Origin of the sequence: Flavobacterium sp. (assembly GCF_017744675.1) — a bacterium.
GTDB lineage: Bacteria > Bacteroidota > Bacteroidia > Flavobacteriales > Flavobacteriaceae > Flavobacterium.
The window spans coordinates 607,273-629,848 of sequence record NZ_JAGIAV010000004.1 but is presented as its reverse complement, the minus strand read 5'-3'; the positions used below and the strand labels follow the sequence as shown (position 1 = coordinate 629,848).

The following is a 22,576-nucleotide window of genomic DNA, read 5'->3' as shown; positions in this document are numbered from 1 at the left end:
TTAATGTGAAAATCCAAATGATATACTGATAATGATAATCATTATTACAATTAAAGTAATGCCGACATACAAATAATCTTTCTCTAATAAAAACGAGAATAACGAAAGCAAGACACGCAAAACTGGCGTTAAAAACAGCAAAATAATTCCTGTGAATATTAATGATTCTCCGTTTCCTTGAATCGCTCCGTTGTAAACAGCAGCAATTACTTCAAATATATTTCGATCGTTTTCCTTAAAAACAGAATAATCTTCAATTTGGTTTCCGTTGTGAATTAAATAGACAATTCCACCAATGAAAGCGACCGACAAGGAAATCCAAACTCCATAACGAAGCAGGTTTCCTATGATGGTTTGAAAATCCTTTTCTCCAAATTTTTCTTCTTGTACCATATTAGATTTTTCCATTTAGTCCGTTATAAATCATGTTTATTGCCAAAACAAAAATCAAGCAGGCAAAAAATATTCTCAATTTCTTCGGATTTGTTCGTACTAAAATCTTGGCTCCGGCCATAGCTCCAAACAAAACTCCAATTACAACAGGCATACAAATTCCAGGCTCGATATATCCTTTTTGAATATAGATTACAGAACTCGCCATTGCTGTAACGCCCATCATAAAATTACTGGTTGTGGTTGAAACTTTAAACGGAACACGCATAATATTGTCCATTGCAATTACTTTAAAAGCACCAGAACCAATTCCGAGTAAACCAGACATCATTCCGGCAACTCCCATCATGCTGAAACCGCCAATAACGTTTTTGGTTCCGTATTTTATCACTTCGCCATCGTGAGAAGGATAAGTTCCGTCTAATTTTAATTTTTTAGCCAACGGACTAGATTCTAAAACGATATGTTCTTCTTTTTTTCGAAGCGAATTAATAGCAGAAAAAATCAACGTTAATCCAAATAAAACCGCAATGAAGGAAGTAGGCGCAATAGTTGAAAGCAATGCACCGCAAACCGCTCCAATGGTAGTAGCGATTTCGAGAAAAATTCCCATTCGCATGTTGGTAATTCCTTCTTTTACATAAGCTGCGGCTGAGCCTGAAGAAGTGGCGATCACAGAGACTAAAGCGGCTCCAATGGCATAATGAATATCGACACCGAGAAGAATAGTAAGAAGCGGAATAATAATGATACCGCCTCCTAAGCCTGATAATGATCCGATAAAGCCTGCTAGAAAAGCACCCAGAATCATAATCAGTGTAAAGGTAATTATTGTCATTTAAGGTATGTTTTGTATTTGCTAATTTACGAATACAAATTCGTTCAAGGAAAAATTAGGGGCTTAATAAAACCTTAAAAATTTTTTAGTGGGCAAGTGTTCAGGTTTTAGTGTTCAGTCTCTCTTTTTGTGGCTGTGCTGGCTTTTTAAACTTTGTCAAGTTTTAAACTTTGACAAAGTTGCGTTGTTTACAACCTGAACACTAAAAATCTGACCACTGACCACTAAAATACCTATATTTGAAAATACAACCAAAAGAAGCAGTCTTGAATAAAATCCTCACGTATTCTTTAACGCATCACAAGAGTTTGTTTTCTTGGGCAGATCAGAAAGAATATTTTTATATTCAGACTAAGGAGCATCCTTATATTAGTGAGCCTTACCGTGCAGAAAGTTATGCGATTGAATTTCTGAGAAAGGGAAGCATTATCATGCATACCGGACTCGAAACAAAAGTAGTGCATGCTCCAGCCATTATTGCTTTAGGTTCTTCGGTAATTAGAAGTTTTTCTAAGAATGAAGACGAAATTTTAATCGATATTATATTTTTTAAACCGCAATTTTTCTTAGAAAGTCAGGCCAATGTGCTTTTTCTGGCGCAATATGATTTTTTCGAAAAGAATGAAAGTCATATCACTCCACTCACACAAACAGAGGAAAGCAAGTTTGAGCGTATTTTTAGCTTAATCCAAGAAGTAGTAAAAGAACAATCAAAGCATCAGGCTTCTATTTTAAGGAGTTATCTGTACATTTTAATTTATGAAATTGATGCCATTCAGAAAGAAAAAGCGGTAACGGAAACACAAAATCCTTTATTTGAAAAGTTTAAAGAGCTTCTTTTTAAAGATTTTTTGAATTTTAGAAACGTACAGCATTATGCCGACGAATTGCATATAAGCCGAAAATACTTGTCTGAAATCATTAAAAAGAACAGCGGCAAAACAGCAAGCGATTGGATTAACGAATTGGTAATTCTTGAAGCTAAGGTCTTATTGCAGAATAAAAAAATGTCAATCAATCAGATTAGCGATTTGCTGCATTTTTCTGATCAATCTGTTTTTGGAAGGTTCTTTAAAAACTATGAAAAGATTTCGCCTTTAGAATATCGAAAAAAACAAATCGATTAAAATCATTTTGCCGACATTTTGCACAAAATAGAAGTCGTATTGCTCTTTTTTTAGACCAACATTGAGTGCAATTTTGCTTTTTATTTTTAAAGAAAAGAAATGAGTAAAGTTGCAAAATTTGTAGTCATCATTAACGATAATGTCTTTTGGATGGAAGACAAGGCCGTTCAGTTTTATACCAATTTATTTAAGGAAACAGAATTAGGAGAAAAATACGCTGAAGAGTATCTTTCTCAAAAAGAGCTATTCCGAATTCAGAATGATTTTTCGATCGAAATCTTGATGGCATATCTTGGTGAAAGTCCGCAATCGTATTTAAAATTAGATTCTTCACGAATCCTAAACGAAAATCTTGGAGCATCAAAAGCCATTAATTTGAGCGAGATTATTTACTTTGATGAAGAGGATTTAAAAGCACTTATCAAACGCGCCGAAGAAATCGCCTCTCAGCGTAAACACGATTTGATTTGGGTGAAAGCTTTTGCCATTGATACTGCTTTAATCGATATCTTACGATCATTAAATTACGAAGAATTTGAGGGGAAAGACGTTGAAGATCAATTTCCAAAACGAATTTATTTCCGAAAAAAAATCGGAATGGATTGAATGCTTCGCAGTGCTTAACTTTGTCAAAGTTTTAAACTTTGACAAAGTTTATGAGCAGCCATAAACCCAAAACTAGATGCGATTATCGACTGCAAAAGATGTTTTTCCAATATTGGCAAGCAGTAAAGCAGCCGCACAACTTGTCCAAACCGAATAGTCTAAAGGTGCTTTTACAGAAACGGATACTGCCATCGCAAAACCAAAGAAGAACAATAAAAAAGCAGTTCCTAAAGCGGCAAGTCTTGTTTTAAATCCGAATAGGAGCAGAAGACTGAGTAAAACTTCAAAGAAAGTTGCAATTCCTCCTAAAATTTCAGCAATGGATCTGTTTGCATAAGGATTAAGCGTTTGAGTGTAAGCAACAAAATTTTCCCAATTTCCCCAAGCGACTTGATGCGAACCTGGCGCGCCCCAAACTCCAAATCGGTCTGCTACTGCCGAAAGCATTGTGATGGCCAAAACTATTCTTAAAATTAAACCTGCTTCTAATATGGTTATGTTTTTCATTCTAAATATTCCTTTTTATTTCACTGAAATGGAACCATTTTCTTTAAAGAAAAAGAAAATCATTCCTGATTATTTTTTTAATAACGATAGAATGATCGTCAAATTGTTTAAAATAATCGATAAAATGCACAAAAAAGGAATTGGAGATTATTTTGCGCTTATTTGCAGATGCTCGAGCCTTTTGCCAACGAGCGGTTTTTCGCCTACAACTTTAAACCCAAGCTTTAAATAAAGATTTTTAGCCAGCGGATTTCCTTCTTCGACCAATAAACCTAAAGTTTCATTGTTTTCATGCACGTATTTCTCAATTAGAAACTGGAGTAATTTAGAACCAATTCCTTTTCCTTGATGGTTTGGATTTACACCCAATGAATCGATATAGAATTCTCCAGCACGGGTTTCAAACTCAGGATCAAATTCAGGATTATGGTTTTTCCTAACATATTCTACAATAGGAGCACGCAAAGCTTCTATATCGGTCCCATTATAAATATTTACAGCACCAATTATTTCATTATTTTCTTCGGCTACAAAACAATTTTGATACGAATACTGATTGTTTTCTCTTTCAATAAAGTACTGCAGAAAGTCTTTCGCGGAAGCGTAATCTTCCTTAGCAATAAATTTATAGATGATATCTTCCATTGCCAGCAATAATATGGGAGCAATATTTCCTGCGTCTGTTTTTTCTGCTTTTCTGATATTCATTTTGAAGTGTTTTTTAGCAAATTTAAGGCTTTCTAATTTTTTAAAATTATTTCACGCAGATTAAAAAAGATTTAAGCAGATTTAGGAGATTTATCTAATTTAAATCTGCTTTAATCTGCAAAAATCTGCGTGAAACAAAAAAAATCACGTGAAATAACTTTGTCAAAGTTTCAAACTTTGACAAAGTTGCTAATGCGCATCCAGCTATGTGTTGAAACTATTTTCTTTTACATTCTTTTAAGGTTTAAAAATCTATGTTTCTATGTGTTTAAAACATTATGCAGTTAAAAAAAACTGTTCCAATCTGTCATCCCGATAGCTATTGGGAACGTGAAACAAAAAATAAATTAAAACAGCCAAATATTTACCAATATACGCCCAATTTATACCAATTACAAGATTTCAAGTAGCCGTATATTTGTAATAGAGTTTTAATTTAAACATCAAAAAAATGAAAGCAATAGGATTTAAAACATCATTACCCATAGAAAACCCAGAGAGTTTTATCGAATTTGAAGCCGTAAAACCAATTCCTGGGCCACACGATTTATTAGTTAAAATTGATGCGATTTCAGTAAATCCAGTCGATTTTAAAATTCGCCAGAGCAGCGCAAAAGATACTGTTTTAGAAACGCCAAAAATCATTGGCTGGGATGCTGTTGGGATTGTGCAGGCTGTTGGGCAAGAAGTCACTTTATTTGAAGTAGGAGATCCTGTTTATTATGCAGGAGATATCACCAAGCAAGGAAGCAATGCCGAATATCAGATTATCGACGAGAGAATTGTTGGCAGAAAACCAAAATCATTAAGCATTGAAGAATCGGCTGTAATTCCGTTGACTGCTTTAACGGCTTGGGAAATATTGTTTGACAGAATTCGAATTAGCGCTGATAAAGACAAAGGAAAATCCATTTTAATTATTGGAGGAGCAGGCGGAGTGGGTTCGATTGCGATTCAATTGGCCAAGAAAATTGCAGGTTTAACCGTTATTGCAACAGCGTCACGTCCTGAAACCATCGATTGGTGCAAACAGCAGGGAGCTGACTTTGTAGTAGATCATAAAGATTTGATTTCGTCTGTTCGAAAAGCTGGTTTTGAGCATGTTGACTTTATTTTAGATTTTGTAGATACCAATGCTTATTGGGACATTATGGTCGAATTGATCAAACCTCAAGGACATATCGCTTCAATTACAGGAAGCAGCGAGCCAGTTGCATTAAACAAACTAAAAAGTAAAAGCGTTTCTTTTTCTTGGGAGTTGATGTACACGCGTTCTATGTACCAAACAGAAGATATGGTCGAACAGCATAATATTTTAAATATTGTAGCCGATTTGCTAGACGATGGTATTCTGAAAACAACTTTGAACACCACTTTAAACGGATTTTCTGCTGAAAATCTGAAGAAAGCACACGAACTTTTGGAATCTGGAAAGACAATTGGGAAAATTGCAATAAAATTTTAAAGGCTGAAGTAGTTCTTGAGATTGTTTAAAAGCATTTGTTTTGGAAAAAGTTTGGATACTTATTTTTTTAATAAGAAAATTTAGGTATTTTAGTCCGCTTACAAGCCAAATTTGTATTTTAAATTTTAACCTAAACAAAATTATTATGATTTCAAAAAACACAGACCTTGGATTATTGCTATTGCGTCTTAGCACAGGTGGATTAATGCTTTTTCATGGTGTTTCAAAACTGATTCACGGAATTTCGTTCTTAGTAGAAAACCTTGGCACGTTTGGATATGCAGTTTACATTGGTGAAGTTTTAGCTCCGATCGCTATCTTGTTAGGATTTAGAACTAGAATTGCTGCAGTTCTTTTGGCTATTACCTGTGTAGTAGCAGTAGCAACCATGCACAGTCAAGAGATTTTCTCTATCAGCGAACACGGTGGTTATGCGTTAGAATTATTAGGGCTGTACTTTTTCGGCGCTCTGGCTTTGTTTTTTACTGGAGCTGGTAAATTTGCCGTTTCCAAAAGCAATCAATGGGACTAATTTTAATGTCAACATATTTTATTACAGAAAGCTCTAAATTTCGATTTAGAGCTTTTTTGTTTTTATGCCTTTCATTTTGAATATCATCTTATCATTTTGATAAGCTTTTATAGAGGAATAGGAAACCGTTTTTTGTTAGTTGTTTTATAGTGAGCAATTTATAGTCGTTTTAGTACTAATGGCATGCGTTTTGTTTTTACCAATAAAGAATATGGTAAGCTATCAGCCTAATTTTAATTTAAAACATTTAAGAACATGAAAACGAATAAAAACAGAAGTAAAGAAATCACAAAAGCTTATTTTTCAAATAAATCGAGAAGAAATAAAGATCGATTCGTTAATTTAATGGTATTTACGGTTGTTCTTTTTATCACTGTTATGATAATCGCTAAAATAGTTTAGGTCATGAAAACTATGGCGCATGCTGGTGATACAGCTATTTTTTCTTCTAATGAAAATAGGATTGAATCCTATGATTTCGTTATAATAGAAACAACAGCAAAACATATTTTATATCTGAATGAAATCTGCGAAGAAACTTTATTATCAGCCAAAGCACGCGGAACGGGTATTTCGGGCCGGCCTCCTGAAATGCTGGCAAAAAAGATAAGAGAAGGTGAAGCCGTTATTGCATTTGCACCCGATGGAAAATGGGCTGGTTTTGCTTTTATATCTTCATGGGAAAACAATCGTTATGTTTCTAATTCAGGATTGATTGTTTCTCCTAAGTTTAGACATACTGGATTGGCAAAAAAAATTAAAACAAAAATCTTCGAACTGAGCCGTAAAAAATACCCAGAAGCACAAATATTTAGTCTAACCACGGGTCTTGCTGTAATGAAAATGAATCACGAACTCGGTTTTGAACCCGTTACTTATTCTGAATTGACAAATGATGAGCTTTTTTGGGAAAACTGTAAGAGCTGTGTCAATTGCCCAATTTTATTAAGCAAAGAAAGAAAAAACTGTTTGTGTACTGCTATGTTATATGATCCGAAGAAAAATAGGGATGCTGATTCAGAATCTCGGTAAATAAGCCGAAAAAAGCTTTTTTATGCTATTTTTGCGCTCAAATTATCCATAAAGTTACCAAAATAGCAATGAAGCATTTATACGCAGTTATCCTTTTTATTTTTTCTTTTTCTATTAGCGCTCAATCTGTAAATGGTGTTGTAAATGATGCAGCAGGAAAATCTTTATCTGAAGCATTAATTCGTGATCTAACCTCAAAAACACATGCCCATACTGATGCAAACGGAAAATTTACGATTGAAGGAGTACAGGTAAATGACAGTTTGCTGATTACGAAAAAAGGCTTTGCATCACAAAAGATTAAAGTTGCTTCTTTAGACTTTTTAAGCATTTCATTAGAAGAAAAGCCGTTTCTGCTGGAAGAAGTTAAAATTAGCAACAATCTTAAATATTTAAATACGATTTCTAAAATTGATTTTGAAATTCAGCCCATTTCGAACTCTCAAGACTTGCTTCGAAAAGTTCCGGGGCTTTTCATCGGTCAGCATGCGGGTGGAGGAAAAGCAGAGCAAATCTTTTTAAGAGGTTTTGACTGCGACCATGGAACAGATATTAATATTACCGTAGACGGAATGCCTGTAAATATGGTTTCGCACGCTCACGGACAAGGTTATTCTGATCTTCATTTTGTGATTCCAGAAACGGTTGACAATATCGATTTTGACAAAGGAGCTTATTTTGCCGACAAAGGAGATTTTACAACGGCTGGATATGTTGGTTTTAATACCAAAAATGCTTTGCAAAACAGCTCTATTTCTTTTGAAGGCGGACAATTTGATACTTTTCGCACCGTTGCCATGTTTAATTTATTGAATAAAGAAAACCAGTCGGCTTATTTTGCAGGAGAATATATGATGACAGATGGTTATTTCGATGCACCTCAAAATTTTAACCGAATTAATCTATTTGGAAAATATAGCGCCAAAATGGAGAATGGAGATCGTTTGGCTCTTTCGGTTTCACACTTCAAAAGCCAGTGGGACGCGAGCGGACAAATTCCGGATCGTGCTGTAAACGATGGAAGTATATCGCATTATGGAGCTATTGACTCAAATGAAGGTGGAAATACAGACCGAACTAATTTCAATTTGCAGTATGATGCTAAAATTGACGAAAACACCCACATAAGAAACACGGCTTATTTAAGCAAATATGATTTTGAATTGTATTCTAACTTTACTTTTTTCTTAAACGATCCTGTAAACGGAGATCAAATTAAACAGAAAGAAAACAGAACTATTGTTGGTTTTCAGTCAGAATACGATCAGAAATGGAATGAAAAATGGCGTTTTAAGCTTGGAGCAGGTTTAAGAAATGATCATAATAAGGATGTAGAATTATCGCATACGCTAAACAGAAAAACGGTTCTAGATTATTTGAGTTTAGGAACTGTAAACCAGACCAATTTATTTACGTATTCCAGTCTTGATTTTACATCTGGAAAATGGCTTGTAAATGCAGGTTTGCGTTTGGATTATTTCAAATTTGGGTACGAAGATCAATTGGCGGCAACCTATACTAACCAGACGCAGACAAAAGCAATTGTGAGTCCGAAACTAAACTTTTTGTACACGCAAAACGACAAGCTGAATTATTTCCTTAAACTAGGTAAAGGATTTCACAGTAACGACACTCGAGTAGTAGTGGCGCAGAAAGGAGAAAAAATCCTTCCAGAAACGTACGGAGCAGATTTAGGAATCAATTGGAAACCATTTCCAAGAATGATTATTAATTCGGCAATCTGGTATTTGTATTTGGCTCAGGAATTTGTGTATGTTGGAGACGAAGCCATTGTAGAACCAAGCGGTAAAACAGAAAGAAAAGGATTTGATTTTGGTTTTAGATACCAATTAACCAATTGGCTGTTTTGGAACACCGATTATACTTTCACGCATGCAAGAGCAATAGACGAACCAAAAGGAAACGATTATCTGCCTCTCGCTCCGAAAAATACTTTAGCAAACGGAATTTCAGTAAAAGATCTCAAAGGGTTTTCGGGGAGTTTAAGAACTCGTTTCTTAGGAGACCGACCAGCAAATGAAGACAATTCGGTTGTAGCAAAAGGATATTGTATAACTGATTTCTCTGTGAATTATCAGATTAAGAAAGTCTCGATTGGAGTAAACATCGACAACATTTTCAATACGAAATGGAAAGAAACCCAATTCTTAACCGAATCAAGATTAGCAAATGAAACCGATCCTGTTGAAGAAATCCATTTTACAGCCGGAACGCCGTTTAACGCCAGATTGATCTTGAAATATACTTGGTAGTTTGATAATTAGTCAATGTGCCAATTAGATAATTAGATAATGATAGTAATTGACTAATTATCTAATTGACACATTCTCTAATTAATTATCGGTTCGCGTTGATGTAGTCTGTCGGTGACATATTAAAGTGTTTTTGGAAATTTCTGCCAAAACTGGTTTGCGATTTATAGCCTACCATTTCTGCGATTTCGTACATTTTATAGTTTTCGTTTAATAATAATTCTGCAGCTCTTTTTAATCGTACAATATTGATTAATTCGTTCGGACTCAAATTTGTAATATCTTTAATTTTTCGGTACAAAGTCGAACGGCTCATGTTCATGATTTCAGCGAGCGATTCTACACTTAGATCCTGATCGGTTATATTTTTAAGAATTTCATCGTCGAGTTTTTTCAGGAACTTTTCGTCTGTTTTATTGTGAGCAATACTTTTAATGTGCGAAAGTGGAGAACTTGCATAATAATTCATGATTTGTCTTCGGTTTTCAATCAAATTATTGGCTTGCACTTTTAGATAATCCATAGAAAAAGGTTTTGCCACATAAGCATCAGCACCCACTTCAAGTCCGTCGATTTGAGATTTTAAAGAGTTTTTCGCCGTCAGTAAAATCACAGGAATATTGCTCGTTTCTAGATTTGTTTTAATCTTTTTACACATCGTAATTCCGTCCATAATTGGCATGGTCACATCAGAAATCACGAGCTGAATATTTTCGTTATGAATGATTTTTAGTGCTTCTTCGCCATTTTCTGCTTTTAATATGGTATAAGTTGTAGCCAATTCGGTTGTAATAAAACTCAAAAGATCTTCATTGTCTTCTACAACCAAAATCTGCGCTTTTTCGTTTTTAATTTCAGCAGGTTCTTTTGGCCTTTCATTTTCTGTTTGTTCTTTTTCAGAATCCGCGTAAAGCATAAATTCTTCTTCTTGATGCAACGGAACAACCAATTCGAAAATATTGTAATTCGGATCGGCAACCAAATCTAAACTTCCGTTATGTAATTGCGCTAATGAATGCGCAAGCGAAAGTCCGATTCCTGTTCCCGATGCGGTACTACTGTCATCGACCCTGAAAAAAGGTTCAAAAATCTTGTCTTTTAAATGAATCGGAATCACATTTCCATCATTTTTCACCATCAAAGTCAGTTTCTTTTCATCTCTAAAAAGAGAAATAGAGACTTTTTTGTTCGAATATTTAATCGCGTTATTGATCAAATTGCTGAGAATCTTCTTGAAAGCTTCTTTGTCTACAAAGGCATGGATGTCTTTTTCGCCTAACTCCAAATCAAATTCCAGTTCGCGTTCTTCGATTAATTGGCTAAATCTCAAATGAAAATTTCGAACCATCGATGAAATATTCGCTTCAACGAAAGTCAATTTCAATCCGCCAATCTCTGATTTTCTAAAATCGAGCAATTCGTTTACCAACTTCAATAAACGAGAAGTATTTTTCTTCATAATCGAAAGATGCTGCGGCACTTCTTCCGATTCGTATTTCATTCCCAAAAGCTTTTCCAGCGGACCTTTAATTAAAGTTAGCGGAGTTCTGATTTCGTGCGCTACATTTGTAAAAAAGTCAATTTTTGCCTGATAGATTTCTTTCTCTTTTTCATCATTCAAATGTTTGATTTTACGGTTATTCTTGATCTGAGTTAGATTTTGAGAATAACGAATGATGTAGTAAAAACCACTGCAAATCAATGCGAAATAGAGTAAATACGCATAAGTGCTCGCATACCACGGCGGAAGAATTCGTATTTTGAGTTTTACCTCTTTGCTCCAAACTCCAAAACTATTGAGTGATTTTACTTTAAATACATAATCGCCTGGTGCCAATTCGGTAAAGAAAACTTTGTTGTTTCTTCCCAAATAAACCCAATCGTTATTTACATTTTCCAATTGATACCAATATTCCGTCAATTCGGGTGCGGTATAATTTAAAGATGCAAATTCGAGATTAAAAGACGATTGGCTGTTGTTCAATTCCAGTTCGTTCAGAAAAGAAATAGATTGTGAAATAGGCGAGTCGGGGCTGTTTACCTCGATATCTTTATTATTAATCTGAAGATTGGTAATGTAAATAAAAGGCGTGTATTTATTCTTGCTGAAATGTTTCGGATTAAAACTGATCATTCCGTTCAGGTTTCCAAAATACATATCGCCGTTTGTATCTTTAAAAGCCGAATTGTAGTTGAACTGATCGCTCAACAGTCCGTTTGCCGTGGTAAAAATCTTGATGCTTTTATGATCTGAACCAAATTTTACCAAACCTTTAGAAGTCGTTAGCCACAGATTTTTTGAATCATCTTCTAGAATGGAATAGAAAACATTGCTCGGCATTCCGTTTTTAGTCGTGAATTTGGTAAAAGTATGGTTTTGTCGGTTAACCAGATTTAAACCGTTTTCTGTTGCTACCCATAAGTTTCTCGAAGAATCTTCAAAAATGGCATTTATGGTATTATTGCTAATGCCTTTCGGATTTTTATAATCATACGTAAAAACCTCTTTTTTCTTGGTTTTCGGATTATAAAACAGCAATCCGTCGCGGTAACTTCCTGCCCAAAGGTTTCCGTCGCTATCTTCTTTCATATTCGTATAATGATACGTTTCTGGAAAGAATTTCAATATTTCGAAGTTATCTGCTTGTTCGTTGTAGCGATAAAGTCCCAATGTGGTAACGACAATAAGGTCATTATTTTTCATTTCATAAAAAGAAAAAATAAAATTGCTATGCAGTCCGCTTTTTCCATCATTGGCACTATAATGCTTTAGAATAGCACCCGAATTTCGATCCAAAACATCCAAACCGTGTTCAAAAGTCCCTACCCAAATTTTGTCTTTTCTAGGCATTAAAGCATGAATGTTATAATACGAAACATTGTAAGAAGTAAATTGCTGCGTTTTCGGATTAAAGCGATTTAGGCCGGCATCTTCTGTTCCAATCCATAAATCGCCATGGTCGTCTTTATGAATTTCTCTAACCGCGCTTCCGCTAATGGAGTTTTGATTGTTCTTCGGAAAATATTTTTTAAACTGTGTATATTGTTTCTGATGGTAATTGACACCGCCAAAATACGTTCCAATCCAAATTCCATTTTCCTTATCAATTGTAATTGAGTAAGCCGCATTGTCTGAAATCGCGTATGGATCGTTGTAATTTTTTTTAAGATTTACAGCCGTTTTGGTTTTTAAATTATACACATAAACTCCAGATTCGCTGGCAATCCAAAGTTCGTCGTTTCCTTTTTTTCTAAACTGGCGCACAAAAACAGGTTCTTTAATGCCAAATTGCAGTTCGCTTGTCGTTTTATCTTTCCTATTATATAAGAGTACGCCGTGATCTTGTGTACCAATTACAATATTCTGCTGGTCTACGGCATAAATAACGGTGATTCTAAAATTGGCTTTATTCGCTGGCGCATTTAACGGAATATTTTCAAAAGAAAGGTTTTCTTCCGAATAATGATAGATTTTATTTAGAGAAGAAGCCCAAATTTCTCCTTTATAATCTTTCGTAATCGAGGTTGTAACAAAATATTTATTGGGGTTAAAAGTGGTTGTTTCTTTCTTTTTTGGTGCATACTTATACAAAATGTTGCCAGAAACAAACCAAATGTTGTCTTTTTGGTCGTGATTGATGTCATTGATACGATCATTTATCGCTTCGTTCAAAATGGTAAAACGATCCAGCTTTTTGTCATAATGATACAAACCTTTATCGGTTCCGACCCAAATAGTGCCATTGTGCTCATGTAAAGACTGAATATAATTGCTTCCTAAACTATGAATCGGATCTCCGTTGCTTCTATAGGTTTTAAAACGATAGCCGTCAAAACGGTTTAAACCATCTTTGGTTCCAAACCACATAAAACCGTCATCATCTTGTATGGAGGTCAAAACGGTATTGTTTGAAAGTCCTTCTTCCACCTGAAAATGTTTAAAATAATAGTCTTGCGCATTCGAAAAATGTATCGAAAAAATGCTGCAACATAAAAAAAGAAAGAATTTACGCATGGTTGTGTTTTTAAAGCTAAAATCAAGATTTCTGCAAATCGTCTCAATATTCTACGAAATGTTGCAACCGAATGAAAACGGACTGTTTTTGCCACAATTTGAATCATTTGAGAGAGATATTGACACAAAAGAAGCATTTTATTTTGAATTAAAAGCGCCTACTTTGGATTTTCAAATAAATGATATTGATAAAATTTTAAGTCTAAAAATAAGCTATCAATAAAAATATGTTTGAAAAAACCAACCATTAATAATTTTGAAACAAAATGAACAATTTATTACAACCAAAGAATATTAGTTCTTTTTTTGTCCGCGTTCCGGACGATTAAAAAATTCAATATTTCATTAAACCAAACCACAAAAAGAAATAAAACTATCTAAAATGCAAAAATCAATGAAAACAAAGTTCACTCACTTTTTAACGAAGAGATATTACCTCTTGGTTTTCTTTAGTTTATTACTGCAGTCCGCTTTTGCCCAACAGATCACTGTAACGGGTAAAGTGACTACCGCAGACGGACAAGCAGTTCCTTTTGCGAATGTTTTGATAAAAGGAACCCAAAATGGTGCCGTTACCGATTTTGACGGGAGCTACAAAATTGCAGCTGGAGCAAATCAGACCTTAGTTTTTAGCTCGCAAGGTTATAAAACAATAGAAGTTGCCATCAATGGCAAAACCGCTATAAATGCTACCATGGCAGAAGATGCTATGAAACTGGACGAAATAGTGGTGGTAGGTTATGGATCGCAACAGAAAAAAGACCTTACAGGAGCTGTTGCTTTAGTTAAACCAGACGAAATTCAGAAAAGACAAGTAACCACAGTGGCAGACGGACTTCAAGGTTTAGTTACAGGAGTTAAAGTTCGCGGAGGCGGACGTCCTGGACAAGAAGCCAATGTGGAAATTCGAGGGCTTAAAAATCTTCAAAATACAAATCCTTTGTACGTAATTGACGGTTTAGTAACTTCTGCAAACAGAGACTTTAACCCAAATGATATTGAATCGATTCAGGTTTTAAAAGATGCTTCTGCAGCAGCGATCTACGGTTCTAGAGCGGCAAATGGTGTAATCATTATTACGACTAAAAAAGGTAAAAAAGGTCCGCTTCAGGTTGAAGTATCGGCGAAAAGCAGTTTTACAACGATGCCTCGTTACGATTTAATGGGAACCGAAGAGTTTGCCAAATACAACAATATGGCATACGATAATGCTGGACTTCCGAGACAAAAATTGAATATGGCGGTAGATACAGACTGGCAAGATGCGGTTTTTAGAACAGGAATGATTCAGGATTATAATGCTAGTTTTTCTGGAGGAAATGAGAATTCGAGTTTCTTTATGTCTGGAAATTATTTTGGAAATGAAGGAACGGTTGTAGGAACCGATTTCGACAGAATTTCATTCAGAGTAAACTCTAGCGGTACAAAAGGAATTTTCAGCATTGGAGAAAACTTGGCAATCAGTAATTCTAAAACCGATGAAATGTCTGGAAACCCAATTATTGATGTGTACCGAATGACACCGACAATTCCGCTTTACGACGCTTCTAATCCAGGCGGATACGGCTACGGAAAACAAGGTGTTGCCGATACTTTTGGTACAAACCCTCTGGCAATTGCTGATTTTGCGAATACTACCAATGAAAACTTTAGAATTAGAGGAAACATTTGGTCAGAATTAAAATTTGTGCCATGGTTGAAATACCGTTTCAATTTTGGATATGAAACCAGTTTTGATTCGTATAAATTCATGAGAAAAAAAGGAAGCTGGACTTTAAACCAACCGCAAGATCCTTCTCAAACAGATCAAAACAAAGGAAGATCAGAGACTTTATTGTTCGAAAATACATTGACTTTCAAAAAAGCATTTGGCAAACACGATATTACACTTTTAGTAGGTCAGACGTATCAAAAAGACAATTACAACCAGATTTACGGTACAAAGAGAAATCTTCCGATGAATTCTGGAACGGGAGAATATTATGAAGTTTTAAATCAAGGAGATTCGCCAGTCGTGGGTGGTTTCATCAATGAGGCGGCTTTAACCTCATACTTAGGACGATTAGAGTACAATTATGATAATCGTTATTTATTTAATGCCGTTTTAAGACGTGACGGATCTTCAAAATTCAGCGATGCCAACAAATGGGGCAATTTCCCTTCTCTTTCTGCAGGTTGGAGAATCAGCAATGAATCTTTCTTTAAATCAGAGTTCATTAAAGACTTAAAATTAAGAGCAAGTTATGGTGAATTAGGTTCTGGAAACATTGGAAATTACGAATACAAAAGCTTCGTAAATAATTTTGGACAGATTGTATTAGGAAAAGACCAGACTTTATATCCTTCTGCAGCGCAAGTAAAATTATCAAATGCAGAATTGCGTTGGGAAAAATTAAAACAAACCAACATAGGAGTAGATTTAGGAGTTTTAAACAACGATTTGCGATTTACAGCCGATTATTTCATCGCTCGTACTGAAGATGTATTATTTGGTTTCCCAATTTTATTGACTACAGGAAACGATGGAGGAAATCCAATTTCTAATGCCGCAACGGTAGAAAATAAAGGTTTTGAGTTGGAATTGGCTTACAGCAAAAAAATCAACGACTTCTCGTTTAATGCTTCTGTAAACTTCACCAAAATAAAAAACAAGCTGGTTTCTTTAGGTAACGGACAAAATGAAAATTACTCTGGAAATACCGTTACAAGAGCAGGTATGCCAGTAGGAATGTGGTATGTTTTGCAGACAGACGGTTTGTTTCAAAATCAGCAGGAAATTGACAATTACAAAAATGCAAATGGAAAAGTGATTATGCCAAATGCTGTTCCTGGAGATATTCGTTTTAAAGACAATAATGGAGACGGACAAATTACAAACGAAGACAAAGCTGTTGTTGGAAGTCCGTGGCCAGAATTTGAAATGGGTTTCAACGCAGGTGCTGAATACAAAGGTTTTGATTTTTCGATGAACTGGATCGCTTCAAACGGAGCAATGGTGTATGACGGATTTAGAAGTGTTGTAGATCGTTTTGATGACAATAGCAACTACAGAAAAGGGATACAGCCTTGGACGCCAGAAAATCCAAACACTGATTTTCCTCGAGTTACAAAAGGATCAACTTTAAATTCAAGAGGAGATACCGACCGTTTCTTAGAGAGCGGCAACTTCATCAGATTGAAATACATCGGATTCGGATATAGTTTTCCGCAAAATGTGTTACAAGGTTCTGGCATTTCAAGAGCAAGATTGACCTTATCGGCACAGAATATTATTACGATTACTAAATACCAAGGATTGGATCCGGAGTTTACAAACAATAATATTTTTGAAAGAGGTGTAGATAATGGTGCATTTCCGAACCTTAGAACTTATTCTTTAGGTGTAGAGTTTAGCTTTTAATTAAAAAAACAGCGTAATGAAAAAAATAATAATTATAACAGCAGCTTTTCTAGGTCTTGTTTTTACGGCTTGTGAAAACGAATTGGACTTGAACAGCCCAAACGATATAACAGTAGACCAATATTGGAAAACGGAAAGTGATGCACAAGCAGGCGTAAACTCGATTTATGCCATGTTTTACAAAGACGGATTGTGGGCAAGATGGATTTATTTTCGCCTAGACCTAACTTCTGATGAAGGTTATAGCGTGAGTCCGTGGACCGAATTGGCCGATTGGACGAGATTCAATTATATCAATTACAATTTTTGGGAAGGAAATGCCGTAACCTGGAGAGATACCTACAAAGCGATCTTTAGATGCAATCAGGTTTTGGCCAATGTTCCGAATATTGCTTTTCAAAACGAAGACGATAAAAAGAAAATTATAGCTCAGGCTAAATTTTTCAGAGCATTGCACTATTACTATGCCGCTGTAATTTGGGAAGATATTCCGTTGGTTTTAGAACCGTCTACACCACAAGCTTTACCACAGCAGAAAAAGGTAGATGAAATCTGGGCTCAAGTTGAAAAAGATTTGAATGAAGCTTTTGAAGACTTGCCAAGAGATTGGTCGTCAGATCAGTTAGGAAGACCAGATAAAGGCGCAGCAAAAGCTTTTCTTGCCAAAGTTTACATGCAACAGCACAAATGGCCAGAAGCAAAAACGGCATTAGAGTATTTGATTTCTGGAGCAGGAGCCAAGTACAGTCTGGTGGCTAATTACAGAGACAATTTTACAGATACAAACGAAAATAATAAAGAATCTGTATTTGAAATCCAATTTGGCGATCAAAGAAAAGGAGGAACAGATGAGGCACAAAATGCGGCAGTTTCTAGCAACCGTTCTCAGTTTTTTGCGCCAAGAGGAATTGGCTGGTCAGACGGGCAGGCTCGCATTTGGTTAGTTGATGCCTTTAAACAGGAAAACAATAAAGACGGAAAACTGGATGAAAGGTTACGATGGACTTTATTCTACCCTCAATTACTGGCTGATTTTGGAGACAAAACCTACGGCAGAAATTGGGAATGGAACAACAATGAAGCTTGGTTTAGAAAAGGAAGCCGCGATTATTACAGAAACAACGAAGATTACTACAATCAGGTAAACTACAGATTGGTTCGTTATGCGGATATTTTATTGCGCTATGCTGAGGTTTTAAACGAATTGGGAAGTACGACAGCAGCATACCAATATGTAGATATGGTAAGAGCTCGTGCCAATATGAACCCGCTAGCAATAGCACATCCTGAAATTGGAAGCGATCATGATAAATTCTTAGAGCGTTTAAAAATGGAAAGAGTTTTAGAGTTATGCGGAGAAAGTGTTCGTTGGGAAGATCTGAAACGTTGGGGAGATTTAAATACGCAAGCTTCAGTTGATAAGATTGCGCTTCGTGATCCTGATTTTAAGAACTTTAAGGTAGGTAAAAATCATAGAATGCCAATTCCGCAAAGTGATGTAGATAATAATCCAAATTTAGAACAGAACTCTGGATATTAAAATTATACATCGGGTGAAATGGAATAAAATAATTTCATTCAGCAAATAAAATCTAAAATGATCTGCTAAAATCTTTTAAAATCTGCGTGAAATGCCTTTTTATATCTTTTTTTTCACGCAGATTGCTACAGATTAATGCAGATTTGAATTGATTTAATTAATGAATTAGAATTGTAAAAAACAATTTCGTCCAATGATTTAAAATTGATTTTTGGGAATCAGATGATTCTGATTCCCTCTTTATAAAGAACAATCGTTCAAAAAAATAAAATTGAAATGAAGAAAGTAAAATTGTGTCTAACATTGATGTTAGCAGGACTCGTATTGCTTAGCTGCAACGATAAAAAAAGTAATCTTGAAGAAAAGAAAAGTGAAACCACCTCTGTAGAGAAAAGAGAAATCTGGACCAAAGAGCAAGCCAATAATTGGTACGCAGAACAACCTTGGTTAGTAGGAGCAAATTATTATCCTAGCACCGCTATAAATCAGTTAGAGATGTGGCAGGAAGATACATTTGACCCAAAAAGAATTGATCAGGAATTGGGTTGGGCAGAAAATCTGGGCATGAATGTAATGCGTGTTTATCTGCACGATTTATTGCACCAGCAAGATGCTGAGGGTTTTTACAAAAGAATGGACACTTTTTTAGGAATTGCCGATAAACACCACATTAAAATCCTTTTTGTTCTGTTTGATTCTTGCTGGGATCCGTTTCCTGTTTTAGGAAAACAGCGTGCTCCAAAACCGCATACTCACAATTCAGGTTGGGTGCAGAGTCCAGGACAAAAAGCATTGCAAGACAAAACACAATATCCTCGTTTAGAGAAATATGTTAGGGAAACGGTGGCGAAATTCAAAGATGACAAACGCATTTTGGGCTGGGATGTATGGAATGAACCCGATAACATGACAGGACCATCATACGAAAAAGTAGAAATTAAAAACAAGGTCGATTTGGTTCTGGCTCTTTTGAAAAATGTTTTTGTTTGGGCTAGAGAAAGCAATCCGTCTCAACCATTAACTTCTGGACTTTGGACAGGAGATTGGAGCGACGAAGCTAAAATGGCGCCCATGCATAAAATGCAGGTCGAGCAATCTGATATTATTTCTTTCCACAATTACAGCACGCCTCAGGATTTCGAAAAAGTGATTAAACAATTGCAACGTTACGGAAAACCATTGTTGTGTACAGAGTACATGGCAAGACCAAACGGAAGCACTTTTGAAGGATTTCTTCCTGTAGCTAGAAAATACAATGTAGGTGTAATCAATTGGGGATTTGTAGACGGAAAAACACAAACAAAATACGCTTGGGACAGCTGGACTAAAACCTATACAGCAGAGCCAAAAGTATGGTTTCACGAAATATTGCATACAGACGGAACACCATACATCAAAGCCGAAACAGATTTGATTAAGAAAATGACTTCTGAGGCAAACGCTAAAAATTAGATAATGTGCCAATTTGGTAATTAGATAATGAGAAAATGTGGCAATTAGAAAATTCTTTTTGCCACTCCCGATGGCTATCGGGATAAAAGGATTTTTTTCTGTTGCTACATAAAACATAGCCCAAGGTTTCAACCTTGGGTACATGGAGTGCGGTAAATCGTTGCGTACCCAAGGTTGAAACCTTGGGCTACGTTTGATAAAAAATCATTTTAATCCTTTTAATCAGTGGCAAAAAAAAAGATAATGTGACAATTAGAAAATTAGCTAATTAAAACATTTATAGAAATTATCTAATTATCAAATTGACTAATTGACACATTAAAAAAAAGCTTATGAAAACATTAAAAAACTTATTTTTTCTAGCAACAATTTTAGTTGGTTTTTCTGCGAATGCGCAACAGCCCGATCCGCCGGGACAGATAAAAGGAAACGAAAAACCAAAAAACGAAGCCTATCTTTTTGCGCACATGACGCATAACGATTACGGCAGATTGTATTATTCAGTTAGCTTAGACGGACTTCATTGGGAGAATCTAAACAACGGAAAACGCGTTTTTGAAGACTATAAAGGACATCCTGATATCTGCAAAGGTCCAGATGGGAAATATTACATAGCAGGAAATACAGGCGATGATGCCAAAAGCATCAATATCTGGGTTTCGGATGATTTGATTACTTGGAAAAAACATGCCGATTATACGCCAGATTTAAAAAGCACGCCAGATTATTCAAACGCTTTACAGCGAATTGGCGCTCCAAAATTGTATTATGATGAACCTTCTCAAAAATTCATTATGACATGGCACACGCCGCATCTCGAAGGAACAAAAGAAGATGGCGAACGTTATTGGGCGAGCCAGCGCACTTTGTATGTTTTATCTAAAGATCTAAAAACCTTTGAAGGAACACCAAAACGTTTATTCGATTGGGATATGGGAACCATTGATGTCTTTATTCGCAAAGTTGGAGATTCTTACTACGCCGTGATTAAAGATGAAACGTACCCAACGCTGTATTGGACAACAGGAAAAACCATCCGAATTGCCAAATCAAAATCCCTTTTAGGACCTTATTCTTTGCCCCAGCAATCTATCAGTCCAAACTTTAGAGAAGCGCCTATGCTGATTCCTTCTCCAGATGACAAAATATGGTACATGTATTACGAACAATATCCAGGAGTTTCCTACGGATTATCGATTGCCGATAACCTAAACGGACCTTGGTTTCAAGCCTCTGGTTACACTTTTTTCTCTGATTGGGACAAATATAGTCTCCCAGAAAAAGTACGCCACGGTTGTATGATTACAATCTCAAAAAAAGAATACAACAGTTTAGTGAAGAAATTTGGACTGAGTAAAAAGTAAAATGTTAGAAGTGAAATGTTAGAAGTGAAATGTTAGATGTGAAAAGTGAAATGTCTTGGTAAAAAGTTATTTGCATCTCACATTTCACATTTCACATCAAACAAAAAAATGGTTAGTTAAGTTAGTTTAGTTCTGTAATTATCGGGTTTATGTGGAGATGAACCCGATAATTCATTTTGATTAAGAAATGCCACGTAACACGATCATAAATAAGCGCCTAAATAGGGTTGCATGTATTAAGAATTTCAAGCAAAAAATAATAAAATGAAAAAACACCTCATTTTGCTACTGTTCACAACGCTAAGTTTTGCACAGCAGAAAACCTTCACGAATCCAATTCTGCCATCGGGAGCAGATCCTTATAGCACATATTACAAAGGATATTATTACTACACCAATACACTTGGCAATAAATTGACTTTATGGAAAACAAAGGATCTTTCGGATATCAAGAATGCAGAAAGTAAAGTGATTTGGACTCCGCCAAAGAATACCGAATATGCTGCTGAAATATGGGCGCCGGAGTTTCATATCATCAACGGGAAATGGTACTGCTATTTCGCCGCAGATAATGGCAATAACAATACACACCGCATGTATGTTTTAGAAAATAAATCATCAGACCCATTTAAGGGAAATTTTGAGTTTAAAGGCAAAATTGCGGCTAAGACAGATAAATGGGCCATTGACGGAAATGTTTTTGAATACAAGAAGCAATTGTACATGATTTGGGCTGGTTGGGAAGGCAATACCAACGGACAGCAGAATATTTACATTGCCAAAATGAAAAATCCGCTAGAAATAGAAGGCGATCGTGTTCTGATTTCTGCACCAACTCACGATTGGGAAACGCACGGCGCATTGCACGATGAGGTAAATCCACCGCAGGTGAATGTGAATGAAGGGCCTCAGTTTTTGGAACGAAATGGTAAAATCTTCATTGTTTTTTCTGCCAGCGGCTGTTGGACCGATTTCTATGCTTTAGGATTATTGAAGTTTAAAGGCGGAGATAATTTGCTAGATGCTTCGGCTTGGGAAAAAGCTCCAGAACCAATTTTCAAGCAATCAGAGCAAAACAAAGTCTATGCTCCAGGTCATAATTCGTTTTTTAAATCTCCCGACGGAAAAGAGGATTGGATCTTGTATCATGCCAATTCTAACCCAGGTGAGGGTTGCGGCAACAAGAGATCTCCAAGAATGCAGAAAATCAATTGGGACGCAAACGGACTTCCTGTTTTGGGCGAACCCGTTAGCGAAGGAACTAAATTGGCAATTCCTTCTAAATGATTGAAACTTTTAAACAGAAATTATTTTAAACACATAG

General features: G+C 35.7%; 18 protein-coding genes. 13 read left to right on the top strand and 5 right to left on the bottom strand.

Annotated elements, in window-relative coordinates; translation table 11 throughout:
* Both J7574_RS12990 and J7574_RS12985 read right to left on the bottom strand, forming a co-directional pair.
* On the bottom strand, positions 1–408 hold the full coding sequence (locus J7574_RS12990; RefSeq protein ID WP_290968896.1) for a DUF1634 domain-containing protein: 408 nt from the start codon (positions 406–408) through the stop codon (positions 1–3).
* Positions 395–1,231, bottom strand: coding sequence for a sulfite exporter TauE/SafE family protein (locus tag J7574_RS12985; protein WP_290968892.1), 837 nt, complete (start codon positions 1,229–1,231; stop codon positions 395–397). The genes J7574_RS12990 and J7574_RS12985 overlap by 14 nt, the downstream gene beginning before the upstream one ends.
* A gap of 239 nt (positions 1,232–1,470) precedes the next feature.
* Here J7574_RS12985 and J7574_RS12980 point away from each other — a divergent pair, with 239 nt between their 5' ends.
* Together J7574_RS12980 and J7574_RS12975 are read left to right on the top strand one after the other, a co-directional pair.
* Entirely contained in the window at positions 1,471–2,358 is an 888-nt protein-coding gene (locus J7574_RS12980; protein WP_290968890.1) for an AraC family transcriptional regulator, read from the top strand.
* Positions 2,359–2,457: 99 nt separating this feature from the next.
* Complete coding sequence (locus tag J7574_RS12975; RefSeq protein WP_290968887.1) at positions 2,458–2,964, top strand: hypothetical protein; 507 nt, start codon at positions 2,458–2,460, stop codon at positions 2,962–2,964.
* Positions 2,965–3,036: 72 nt separating this feature from the next.
* On the opposite strand, the gene J7574_RS12970 is transcribed toward J7574_RS12975, so the two are convergent.
* A complete protein-coding gene (locus J7574_RS12970; protein ID WP_290968884.1) occupies positions 3,037–3,471 on the bottom strand; it encodes a DoxX family membrane protein in 435 nt (144 codons plus the stop codon).
* A gap of 147 nt (positions 3,472–3,618) precedes the next feature.
* On the bottom strand, positions 3,619–4,179 hold the full coding sequence (locus J7574_RS12965; protein WP_290968882.1) for a GNAT family N-acetyltransferase: 561 nt from the start codon (positions 4,177–4,179) through the stop codon (positions 3,619–3,621).
* Positions 4,180–4,457: 278 nt separating this feature from the next.
* On the opposite strand from J7574_RS12965, the gene J7574_RS12960 reads away from it, so the two are divergent.
* The 5 genes from J7574_RS12960 to J7574_RS12940 all read left to right on the top strand — a co-directional run bounded on the left by J7574_RS12960 (position 4,458) and on the right by J7574_RS12940 (position 9,481).
* Positions 4,458–4,589, top strand: a complete 132-nt coding sequence (locus tag J7574_RS12960; protein ID WP_290968879.1) for a hypothetical protein — start codon at positions 4,458–4,460, stop codon at positions 4,587–4,589.
* 41 nt (positions 4,590–4,630) lie between these two features.
* Positions 4,631–5,644: a zinc-binding alcohol dehydrogenase family protein gene (locus tag J7574_RS12955; RefSeq protein ID WP_290968877.1), complete on the top strand. Its 1,014-nt coding sequence runs from the start codon at positions 4,631–4,633 to the stop codon at positions 5,642–5,644.
* A gap of 145 nt (positions 5,645–5,789) precedes the next feature.
* Positions 5,790–6,176 (top strand): DoxX family protein, encoded by a 387-nt coding sequence (locus J7574_RS12950; RefSeq protein WP_290968874.1) that lies wholly within the window; start codon positions 5,790–5,792, stop codon positions 6,174–6,176.
* A gap of 405 nt (positions 6,177–6,581) precedes the next feature.
* Positions 6,582–7,208, top strand: coding sequence for a GNAT family N-acetyltransferase (locus J7574_RS12945; protein ID WP_290968871.1), 627 nt, complete (start codon positions 6,582–6,584; stop codon positions 7,206–7,208).
* A gap of 68 nt (positions 7,209–7,276) precedes the next feature.
* Positions 7,277–9,481: a TonB-dependent receptor plug domain-containing protein gene (locus tag J7574_RS12940; RefSeq protein WP_290968869.1), complete on the top strand. Its 2,205-nt coding sequence runs from the start codon at positions 7,277–7,279 to the stop codon at positions 9,479–9,481.
* Between the two features lie 85 nt (positions 9,482–9,566).
* On the opposite strand, the gene J7574_RS12935 is transcribed toward J7574_RS12940, so the two are convergent.
* On the bottom strand, positions 9,567–13,409 hold the full coding sequence (locus J7574_RS12935) for a two-component regulator propeller domain-containing protein (protein WP_367272604.1): 3,843 nt from the start codon (positions 13,407–13,409) through the stop codon (positions 9,567–9,569).
* Positions 13,410–13,461: 52 nt separating this feature from the next.
* On the opposite strand from J7574_RS12935, the gene J7574_RS12930 reads away from it, so the two are divergent.
* The 6 genes from J7574_RS12930 (at position 13,462) to J7574_RS12905 (ending at position 22,539) form a co-directional block, all read left to right on the top strand.
* A complete protein-coding gene (locus J7574_RS12930) occupies positions 13,462–13,719 on the top strand; it encodes a hypothetical protein (RefSeq protein WP_290971165.1) in 258 nt (85 codons plus the stop codon).
* Between the two features lie 171 nt (positions 13,720–13,890).
* Positions 13,891–16,896: a TonB-dependent receptor gene (locus J7574_RS12925; RefSeq protein WP_290968867.1), complete on the top strand. Its 3,006-nt coding sequence runs from the start codon at positions 13,891–13,893 to the stop codon at positions 16,894–16,896.
* Positions 16,897–16,912: 16 nt separating this feature from the next.
* Positions 16,913–18,436, top strand: a complete 1,524-nt coding sequence (locus tag J7574_RS12920) for a RagB/SusD family nutrient uptake outer membrane protein (RefSeq protein ID WP_290968865.1) — start codon at positions 16,913–16,915, stop codon at positions 18,434–18,436.
* Between the two features lie 276 nt (positions 18,437–18,712).
* Positions 18,713–19,888, top strand: coding sequence for a cellulase family glycosylhydrolase (locus tag J7574_RS12915; protein WP_290968863.1), 1,176 nt, complete (start codon positions 18,713–18,715; stop codon positions 19,886–19,888).
* A gap of 332 nt (positions 19,889–20,220) precedes the next feature.
* Positions 20,221–21,252, top strand: coding sequence for a glycoside hydrolase family 43 protein (locus J7574_RS12910; protein ID WP_290968860.1), 1,032 nt, complete (start codon positions 20,221–20,223; stop codon positions 21,250–21,252).
* A 264-nt stretch (positions 21,253–21,516) separates the two neighbouring features.
* A complete protein-coding gene (locus tag J7574_RS12905; protein WP_290968858.1) occupies positions 21,517–22,539 on the top strand; it encodes a glycoside hydrolase family 43 protein in 1,023 nt (340 codons plus the stop codon).
* Positions 22,540–22,576 lie beyond the last annotated feature (37 nt).